The 9,101-nt window shown below is 73.4% G+C and carries 10 protein-coding genes; 5 read left to right on the top strand and 5 right to left on the bottom strand.

The features are described 5' to 3' along the window. Window positions 1-1,076 (bottom strand): AAA family ATPase (locus AB0F81_RS16595; protein ID WP_360197584.1); only part of this gene is annotated, 1,076 nt, incomplete at its 3' end. A gap of 65 nt (window positions 1,077-1,141) precedes the next feature. Here AB0F81_RS16595 and AB0F81_RS16590 point away from each other — a divergent pair. Beyond that, window positions 1,142-2,575 (top strand): FAD-dependent monooxygenase, encoded by a 1,434-nt coding sequence (locus AB0F81_RS16590; protein ID WP_360197581.1) that lies wholly within the window; start codon window positions 1,142-1,144, stop codon window positions 2,573-2,575. A 779-nt stretch (window positions 2,576-3,354) separates the two neighbouring features. Here AB0F81_RS16590 and AB0F81_RS16585 read toward each other — a convergent pair. Beyond that, complete coding sequence (locus AB0F81_RS16585) at window positions 3,355-3,909, bottom strand: TetR-like C-terminal domain-containing protein (protein WP_360197578.1); 555 nt, start codon at window positions 3,907-3,909, stop codon at window positions 3,355-3,357. Between the two features lie 65 nt (window positions 3,910-3,974). Here AB0F81_RS16585 and AB0F81_RS16580 point away from each other — a divergent pair, with 65 nt between their 5' ends. The 3 genes from AB0F81_RS16580 to AB0F81_RS16570 are packed head-to-tail and all read left to right on the top strand — an operon-like array spanning window position 3,975 to window position 5,699. Then, window positions 3,975-4,697 (top strand): MBL fold metallo-hydrolase, encoded by a 723-nt coding sequence (locus AB0F81_RS16580; protein ID WP_360197576.1) that lies wholly within the window; start codon window positions 3,975-3,977, stop codon window positions 4,695-4,697. 10 nt (window positions 4,698-4,707) lie between these two features. Next, window positions 4,708-5,394, top strand: a complete 687-nt coding sequence (locus tag AB0F81_RS16575) for an AzlC family ABC transporter permease (RefSeq protein WP_360197573.1) — start codon at window positions 4,708-4,710, stop codon at window positions 5,392-5,394. Beyond that, window positions 5,391-5,699, top strand: coding sequence for an AzlD domain-containing protein (locus tag AB0F81_RS16570; protein WP_360197570.1), 309 nt, complete (start codon window positions 5,391-5,393; stop codon window positions 5,697-5,699). Before AB0F81_RS16575 ends, AB0F81_RS16570 begins: the two co-directional genes overlap by 4 nt. A gap of 144 nt (window positions 5,700-5,843) precedes the next feature. Here the strand turns inward: AB0F81_RS16570 and AB0F81_RS16565 are convergent, their stop codons facing one another. Beyond that, window positions 5,844-6,263 carry a hypothetical protein gene (locus tag AB0F81_RS16565; protein WP_360197592.1) on the bottom strand — a complete coding sequence of 140 codons (420 nt, stop codon included), beginning with the start codon at window positions 6,261-6,263 and terminating at the stop codon, window positions 5,844-5,846. 25 nt (window positions 6,264-6,288) lie between these two features. Then, on the bottom strand, window positions 6,289-7,167 hold the full coding sequence (locus AB0F81_RS16560) for an alpha/beta fold hydrolase (protein ID WP_360197567.1): 879 nt from the start codon (window positions 7,165-7,167) through the stop codon (window positions 6,289-6,291). A gap of 54 nt (window positions 7,168-7,221) precedes the next feature. Here AB0F81_RS16560 and AB0F81_RS16555 point away from each other — a divergent pair, with 54 nt between their 5' ends. Further along, window positions 7,222-8,121 (top strand): oxidoreductase, encoded by a 900-nt coding sequence (locus AB0F81_RS16555; protein WP_360197564.1) that lies wholly within the window; start codon window positions 7,222-7,224, stop codon window positions 8,119-8,121. On the opposite strand, the gene AB0F81_RS16550 is transcribed toward AB0F81_RS16555, so the two are convergent. Then, window positions 8,114-9,025, bottom strand: a complete 912-nt coding sequence (locus AB0F81_RS16550; RefSeq protein WP_360197561.1) for a hypothetical protein — start codon at window positions 9,023-9,025, stop codon at window positions 8,114-8,116. The genes AB0F81_RS16555 and AB0F81_RS16550 overlap by 8 nt on opposite strands. Between the last annotated feature and the right edge of the window lie 76 nt (window positions 9,026-9,101).

The following is a 9,101-nucleotide window of genomic DNA, read 5'->3' as shown; positions in this document are numbered from 1 at the left end:
ACCGCCTCGTCCGGGCCGAGCGCCGCGGCGGCCAGATGCCAGGCCCGCCGGTCGGCGTCGCCGTCGAGGGCCGCGGCCAGGGCGTGCCGCGCGTCCCGGCGCTGCCAGAACGTGGCGCCCCGGTAGACGGCCGTGCGGACCAGCGGATGACCGAACACCAGCGCCTGCCCGTCCACCCGGATCAGGCCGGCCTTCTCCGCCGCGTCCAGCGCGCCGGCCCGCACGCCGAGCGCCTCCGCCGCCCGCAGGATGACGCCCAGCTCACCGCTGTCCTCGGCGGCCGCCACCAGCAGCAGCGTCTGGGTGGGCTGGTCCTGGCGGCGCACCCGGTCCAGGAACACCTGCTCGACCTCGGCGCCGACCGGCAACCGGTCCGGCAGCGGTTCCCGCCCGGTGAGCTGGTCCGCCGACAGTGAACCGGGCAGCTCCAGCAGGCCGAGCGGGTTGCCGGCGGTGCTGGCCACCAGCCGGTCGCGGACCTCGGCCGGCAGGTCCGTGCCGGCCTGCTCGGCGAGCAGCGCGCCGGCCGCCTGCGCGTCGAGGCCGGTCAGCGGCAGCTCGGGCAGGCCCTCGGCCCGCTCGTCCGAGCGTGTGGCGAAGAGCAGCACCACACCCTCCGCGTCCAGCCGGCGGGCGGTGAAACCCAGCGCCCCGGCCGAGGCGCCGTCCAGCCAGTGCGCGTCGTCGACCAGGCACAGCAGGGGCTGCTGCTCGGCGGCCTCGGCCAGCACGCTCAGCACACCCAGCGAGATCAGGAACCGGTCCTCGCCGCCGGCCGGGCCGATGCCGAACGCGCCGCGCAGGGCGGCGGCCGGGCGCGCGGGAATGGCGTCGATCAGGTCGGCGACCGGGCGCAGCAGCTGGTGCACCGCGGCGAACGGGAACTCCGACTCCGACTCGATGCCGGTGCCCCGCAGGATCCGCATGCCGGTGGCGTGCTCCGCCGCGTACGCCAGCAGGGCGGACTTGCCGATGCCGGCCTCGCCGCGCACCACCAGGACCCCGCTGCGCCGGTCGCGGGCCGCGGCCAGCAGCTCATCGACGATCGCGCATTCCCGCTGCCTGCCGTGCAGCATGGCCCGATCGTAACCGGTGACTTCGCTGATTCGAGCGGGCCGGCGCGGCCCGCAGGCTGACGGACATGAATACCGCAGATGTCATCGTGGTGGGCGCCGGCCCGACCGGCCTCACCCTCGCCTGTGAACTCGCGCTCGCCGGTGTCGGCGTCCGCGTCCTGGAACGACGGGCCGAGGAACCCAACCTCACCCGGGCGTTCGCCCTGCACGCCCGCAGCCTGGAACTGCTCGACGCCCGCGGGCTCGCCGACGAGGTGCTGCTGCACGGCGTACCGGTGCGCAGCGTCGCCCCGGTCCCCGGCGCCTCGCTCGACCTGGACATCCTGGACACCCGCTTCCCGATGATCTTCATCGCGCCGCAGAGCGGCACCGAGAAGGTGCTGCAGGCCCGCGCCGAACGTCTCGGCGTGCCGATCGTGCGCGGCGCGGCGGTCACCGCCCTGCGCCAGGACGACACCGGCGTCACCCTCCAGGTCGGCGACCGCACCGAGCGGGCCGGCTACGTGGTCGGCTGCGACGGCGCGCACAGCACCATCCGCCGGCTGCTCGGCATCGAGTTCGCCGGCAAGCAGTACCAGACGCACATCATGCTGGCCGACGTACGCCTCGGCGAGCCGCCCGCGGAGGCGATGTTCGCCCGCACCAGCACCGACGGGGCGGTGATCGCCGTACCGTTCGGCGACGGCTGGTTCCGGGTGATCGCCTGGGACCGCACCCGCGACCGGGCGCCGCTGTCCGAGCCGGTCACCCACGCCGAGATGCGCGATGCCTTCCGCCGGATCGCCGGCAGCGACCTCGGCATGGGCGCCCCGCGCTGGTCGACGCGCTTCCTCAGCGAACGCCGGCAGGCCGCCCGCTACCGCGACGGCCGGGTCTTCCTGGCCGGCGACGCCGCACACGTGCACTCCCCGCTGGGCGGGCAGGGCATGAACACCGGCATCCAGGACGCGATGAACCTGGGCTGGAAACTGGCCGCCGCTGTGCACGGCACCGCCGCGCCGTGGTTGCTCGACAGTTACGAGGGCGAGCGGCACCCGGTCGGTGAGCAGGTGCTGAAGCTGACCGACACGTTCAACCGGCTGGTGCTCGGGCGCTCCAAGGTGCGCAACGCGCTGCAGGCGGTGGCGATCCGCTCGATCCTGCATTTCCGGCGCAGCCGCCTGCTGATGGCGGGCCGGATGAGCGGCATCGGCATCGCCTATCCGAAGCGCTCCGGCGGCGATCACGACCTGACCGGCCGGCGGATGCCGGATGTGGACTGCGGCGGCGCGCGCCTCTACGAGCAGTTGCGTGACGGGCGGTTCGCGCTGGTCACCCGCTCTCCGGTGGAGGTCGGCGGCGCGGTGCACCACGTGCACTGCCCGACGTTGCCGGGCGCGGCGATGGTCCTGGTCCGGCCGGACGGTTACATCGCGTGGGCGAGCGACGAGATGCTGCCGGTCGCGCAGGTCACGGCCGCGATCACACCCTGGTGCGGTCCTCCGGTCCGCGTCGCGTAGGCATTGCGGCCAGCCGGTTCCTCCGGCTGCTCCTGAGAGTCGCCCCGGCCGGCCCGACACGACACTGACCGCCAGCCGGTTCGCCCGGCTGCGGCCGAGAGCTGCCCCAGACAGCCCGACACGACACTCAGCGCCAGCCGGTTCACCCGGCTGCGGCCGAGAGCTGCCCCAGGCAACCCGACACGACACTCAGCGCCAGCCGGTCCGCTCGGCTGCGGCCGAGAGCTGCCCCAGACAGCCCGAGACAACACTGGACGCCAGCCGGTTCACCCGGCTACGGCCGAGAGCTGCCCCAGGCGCCCGAGACAACACTGAGCGCCAGCCGGTCCGCTCGGCTACGGCCGAGAGCTGCCCCAGGCGCCCGAGACAACACTGAGCGCCAGCCGGTCCGCTCGGCTGCGGCCGAGAGCTGCCCCAGACAGCCCGAGACAACACTCAGCGCCAGCTGGTTCGCTCGGCTGCGGCTGAGAGCTGCCTCGGGCGGCCTGGGAGGACGCTGGCGGTCAGCCGAGTGAACGACGACCACACGTGCCGGGCGGTCGGGGAGCGGAGCGGGGCTGTGGGCGCTTTCGGCACGCCGCGACGTGAGTTCGGGCGCCGGCGGCGGGCGGGATGTGGGAGTGACCGGGGTGACCGTCGCATCAGCCCGGCGGTCGCGGGTCGGCCGGGAGGGGCTGCGGCATCGCGCGGGCAGCACAGAGCCCCGTAGTTGCTTCTGTCCAGCCCGGGCTACGCGTACCGGGAATGGTGGGTGAGCGAACCGCCTGGCTGGACCGGCGTCACGGCGCGCTCAGCGCGCCGGCGATGTGGGCGATGCCGAACTCGTAGGCGTCCTCGACGTCGCCGCCGAGCTGGAACGCGCCGGCGAGTTCCATGCTGATGAAGCCGTAGGCCCAGGCCGTGACGGTGCGTGCGGCCTGCAGCGCGTGCTGCTCGCCGGCTAGCAGGGTGGTGGCCCGCAGGACCGGAGCCGCGGTCGCGGCGAGGGCGTCGAGGCTCGCGCCGGCGGCCTTCGGGGCGAAGATCAGCTGGCAGCCGAGTGGGTGGGCGTGGGCGAAGGCGCGGAAGGCGCGCGCCAGTTCGGCGAGGTCGCGGCGCGGGTCGCCGCCGGTGGCGGTGGCGTTGAGCTGGGCGCCGAGGTCGCGGACGGTGGCTTCGACGACGAGGCGGAGCAGGTCGTCGCGGCTGCGGACCCGCTTGTAGAGCGAGGGGGCGCGCACGCCGACGCGGTCGGCGACGGCCTGCATGGTGAGGCCGGCGACGCCCGCCGACTCCAGGATGTCGCGTCCGGCTTGGACGATCTCGTCGAGCGAGGTCCGTTCGGGCGTCGGCATGGCGGCTCCTCCGAGGCAGCGATGGCTATTGACCGTAGCCATCATAGCTATGTACCTTAGCCATCATGAAGCTGGGACCGCATCTGCACCGCATCGGGAACGACCTCGTGGCCGCCTACCTCGTCGACACCGAGGAGGGGGTCACCGTCATCGACGCCGGCCTCGCCGGGCAGTGGCGGGAGCTGACGGCCGAGCTGGCGAGCATGGGCCGGTCGGTGAGCGACATCCGCGGCGTGGTCCTCACCCACGGCGACACCGATCATCTCGGCTTCGCCGAGCGGCTGCGCCGCGATCACGGCGTGCCGGTCTACGTGCACGAGGCCGACGCGGCCCGCGCACGGGGCGAGGTCAAGACCAAACCCGCCTGGGGCCCGGTCAAGCTGGGCGCGATCGCCGGCTTTCTGTGGTACGCGGCGCGCAAGGGCGGCCTGCGCACCACCTATCTCAGCGAGGTGATCGTGGTGCGCGACGGTCAGGTGCTCGACCTGCCGGGCGCGCCGCGGGTCATCGGGCTGCCCGGCCACTCCCCGGGCAGCATCGCGATCCACGTGCCGGTGGCCGACGCGGTCTTCGTCGGTGACGGGCTCACCACCCGGCACGTGCTGACCGGGCGGCACGGCCCGCAGCCGGCGCCGTTCACCGACGACCCGGAGCAGGCCCTGGCCTCGCTGAGCCGGCTGGAGGGCATCGACGCGACCTGGCTGCTGCCCGGCCACGGCACCCCGTGGAACGGTGGGATCGCCGAAGCGGTCCACACCATCCGGTTCCGTGCGGACGCGGCCGGGTAAGCCCCGGAGGGTGCGGGGGAACAGGGAGAGCTTTCTCGGCGGTATGCGGGTCGGCGCGGGTCTGGCCGCCGCGGGCTTCGTGCTCGCCATCACGTTCGGCGCGACCGCCCGCGAGCAGGGCTGGAGTGCCGTCGCCGCCATCGTGGCGTCGATTGTGATCTTCTCCGGGTCGGCGCAGTTCGCGCTGCTGACCGGGCTGGCCGGCGGCCTGCTGCCGGCGATCGCGGCCGCACTGCTGATCAACGCGCGGTTCCTGCCGATGGGCCTGGCGGTGGGGCCGAGCCTGACCGGCGGGCGGTTCCGGCGGGCGTTGCAGGGTCAGGCGGTGGTGGACGGCTCGTGGGTGGCCGCGCACCTGGGTGGTGGCCGGTTCGACCGGTGGCGGCTGCTCGGCGCGACCATCGTGCAGTGGCCGGCCTGGGTGGCCGGTACGGTCGTCGGCGTGCTCGGGGCGCCGTCCGCGCACCTGGTGGAGAGCCTCGGGCTGGACGTCGTGTTCCCGGCGTTCTTCCTCGCCCTGCTGGTGGACGAGTTGCGGGCCTCACGGCTCGCGCTGGTCGCGGCGGGCCTCGGCGGGGCGGTCGCCGCGGCGCTGCTGTGGTGGGTGCCGGCCGGGGTGGCGCTGGTCGGCGCGACGGTGGGCGCGTTCGTGGGTCTGCGCAGCCGCACCGGGCAGCCGCAGGAGGCCCGCGCGTGACACTGTGGATCGCCATCGCCGCCGTGGCCGCGGGGAGCTTCCTGGTGAAGGCCGCCGGCCCCGCGCTGCTGGGTGAGCGGGAACTGCCACCGTGGAGCGTCGGCGTGATCGCGCTGCTGGCGCCGGCGTTGCTCGCCGCGCTCGTGGTGGCCGAGGTCCTCGGCCGGCGCTGGGCGGAGGTGGACTGGACGGTGCCGGTCGCCCTGGCCGCCGTCGTGGTGGCACGGCTGCTGCGGGTTCCGCTGCTGCTCGCCGTACTGATCGGTGTGGTGACCGCGGCGGCGCTGCGGGCGCTGACCGGCTGAATCGCTGCCGCTCGCCGTGCTGACCGGTGCGACCGCGGCCGCGCTGACCGGCTGAATCGCTGCCGCTCGCCGGGCTGACCGGCTGAGCCGCTGCCCGCTCACCGTGCTGATCGGCGTGACCGCGGCGGCGCTGACCGGCTGGGCTCAGACCCGCACCGGCGCCCGCTTGGCGTCGTAGGCGAGGGCCAGCCCGGTGGCGACCGCACCCGCGCCCTCCCAGAGCGCGACACCGAGGAACGACGCCGGCGCCACCTCGAAGATCACCAGGCTGCTGAACACGGTCAGGGTGAGCAGCCGGAACGGCACCGTGAACCGGAAGAACGGCCGCCACTCGGTGGCCGCGGCGACCAGGTAGTAGACGCCCATGTTGAGCGAGGCCATCGAGGACGCGGCCAGGAAGACCCGGGTGTAGTCGCCGTCGGCGCGGGACTCGAGCACCTCGAATCCCATGCTGCCCAGCACGACGTCCGGCGCGATCAGCCCGACGGCGCCGAACAGCGCGGCCATCGCCCCGAAGATCGCGATCGTCCAGCCCGCGGCGGTCCGCGGGAGCCAACGGCGCATGCTCATGCCCTCCCCAAGATCGCAATCAATGTAGGGCATCGGCAAGGAACGTGTAGGCACGCTCCCGCATCTCCGCGGTGAAGACGTGCCCGCCCTCGTAAAGGGCCAGGTCAACGGGGACTTTGCCGCGGACGGCCGCGTAGAGCTCCTCGGCGCCGCGGCTCCACTTGTCCCCAGTGGTCGCCGAGATCAGCAGGGCGGTGTCGCCGAAGGCGCCGATCACGTCCTCGAGGTCGTACTCCGCGGCGAAACCGGGCACCACGAACTCGGCCTGCACACCGGTGTCGTGGGTGTAGGACAGGCGGAACGGGATGCACCCGCAGTTCGACACCGACGCCCGGATGCGGTGGTCGAACGCGGGCGCCCACAGGGCGGTCCGGCCGCCGTAGGAGTGCCCGATGAACCCGATCCGCCCGGCGTCCACCTCGGGCCGCGACGTCAGGTAGTCGAGCGCCACCGACACCTCGTGCAGGCAGGCCGCCAGCAGGGTGCGTCCCTGCACCAGCCGGGTGGACAGCTCGAACCAGGTCACGTTGGACGCCCCGTCAGGGCTCCAGTTGCGTTCCTCGAAACCGATCGCGTCCGGCGCGATCGTGACGAAGCCGCGCTCCGCCAGCTCCCGCGCGTAGGCCTGGTCCGGGTCGCCGGCCAGGCCCGTCACCTCGCTCTTGCCCAGGTCGAAGCGGTGCGCGTGCTGATGGTGACAGAACACCGCGGGCGCCGGACCGGTCAGGTTCTTCGGCACGCAGAGATAGGCCGGGACGCGCTCGCCCGCGGCGACCAGATAACTGATCTTCTCCCGCACGTAGCTGCCGCAGTCGACCCGCTCCAGCAGCTCCGGTTCGAGATCCACACCGGCCGGCGGGGCGCCGACCAGGGCGGCGAAGGGGGTGTCCGCGAGCATGGTCGTCCCTTATGGTCGGCGCATCGGGCGTCCTGAACCTACCGGGAGGCCGCCATGAATGATCAATGGACCGCGGCCGACGTGCCGGACCAGCGAGGCCGCGTCGTGGTGATCACCGGTGCCAACACCGGGCTGGGCCTCGCCACGGCGAGGCTCTTCGCCGCGCGCGGCGCCTCGGTCGTGCTGGCCTGCCGCGACCCGGCCAAAGCCGCTGCCGCGGCTTCCACGATCACCGCGGCCACTCCGGGCGCCGACGTGCGTTGCGCGGAGTGCGACCTGGCCTCGCTTGATTCGGTACGGCGGGCAGCCGCCGATCTGCCGGCCGTGGATGTGCTGATCAACAACGCGGGGGTGATGTCGCGGGAGCACCGGCGCACCGTGGACGGGTTCGAGCTGCACTTCGGGACCAATCACCTGGGGCATTTCGCCCTGACCACCCTGCTGCTGGAGCGGTTGCGGGCGGCGCCGGGGTCGCGGGTGGTGACCGTCTCCAGCGTCTCGCACCGGCAGGGGATGATCCACTTCGACGATCTGCAGCTGGAGCGGGGGTATCGGTGGCGGGCGGCGTACGCGCAGTCGAAGCTGGCGAACCTGCTGTTCGCCTATGAGTTGCAGCGCCGGTTGGCGGCCTCGGGTGCGCCGACGATCTCGGTGGCGGCGCATCCGGGCAACGCGGAGACCGACCTGATCCGTGAGATGGGTGCCCAGCGGCGGATGCTGGGCAATCCGGTGCTGCGGCGGGTCACGTCGTGGCTGGTGCAGAGCGCGGAGATGGGTGCGCTGGCGACCGTGCGGGCGGCGGTGGATCCGCAGGCGTGCGGTGGTGAGTTCTACGGGCCGTCCGGGTGGAAGGAGTTCACCGGGGCGCCGGTGGTGGTGCGATCCAGCCGGCGGTCGTATGACGAGGAGGATCAGCGGCGGCTGTGGTCGGTGTCGGAGCAGCTCATCACTTGAGGGCGCGGCGCGGGAGGCGTACGCCCTGGAGCGTGCGCAGGGCGGCCTGGGAGTTTCGGTTCGTCCGGGTCTTCGTGCCCGTGCCGGCCTTCGTGCTCGTGCCGGCCTTCGTGCTCGTGCCGGCCTTCGTGCTCGTGCCGGCCTTCGTGCTCGTCCCGGCCTTCGTGCTCGTCCCGGCCTTCGTGCTCGTCCCGGCCTTCCTGCTCGTCCCGGCCTTCCTGCTCGTCCCGGCCTTCCTGCTCGAGCCGGGCTTCGTGCTCGTCCCGGCCTTCCTGCTCTCCTGGCCTTCTCGCTTTCCCTGGGCCGGGTGGAGCAGCAGATCTATCGTCGGCCTGTTCTTGTTGGCGTCGGGCTCGAGGTCGGCCTCGTGCCTGGCGTCGCTGTCGGCGTCGACCTCGAGGTCGGCCTCATGCCTGTCGTCGTTGTCGGCGGTGGGCATGGGCCGGCCGATGCCGACGGCAGCGGCCAGCGCGCCGGCCCGCTCAGGGCGGAGCAGGGCCAGCGCGGCGGCCACATTGGCGGCGGCGAACAGGGCCGCAGTGAGAGCCACCAGCGGCGAGTCCTCGAACGAGGCGGCCATGATCGTCCCGCTGATCACCGCGACACCGGCCGCGGCCAGGACACCGACCCGGCGGGCGTCGTAGGTGCCGAAACCGGCGAACCGGGCGGCCGCGGCCGCTGCCGCACCGCCGAGCACGGCGGCGGCGATCCAGCCGACGACGTACGGTCCGAGGTTCCGCCAGGCAGCGGTCGCCTCGTCGCTGAAGAAGAAGGCGAGGAACGGCAGCCCCACCACGGCGGCCACGAGCAGAACGACGGCGTCGACGGTCAGCACCATAGCGGCCGGTGTGACCGCGTCGGCCCGGCGCCGTTCGGTGAACTCCCCCGCGTCCAGGTCGACCATCGCGACACCGCCCCCGTTTGTTCTATTCTCGCGTCCGCGCTGCCGGCGCGTTGGCGCTGCTCACGCCTTGCGCTGC

Source organism: Actinoplanes sp. NPDC024001, assembly GCF_040638955.1.
In the GTDB taxonomy this organism is placed as follows: domain Bacteria; phylum Actinomycetota; class Actinomycetes; order Mycobacteriales; family Micromonosporaceae; genus Actinoplanes.
This window is presented reverse-complemented; position numbering and strand designations above follow the sequence as displayed.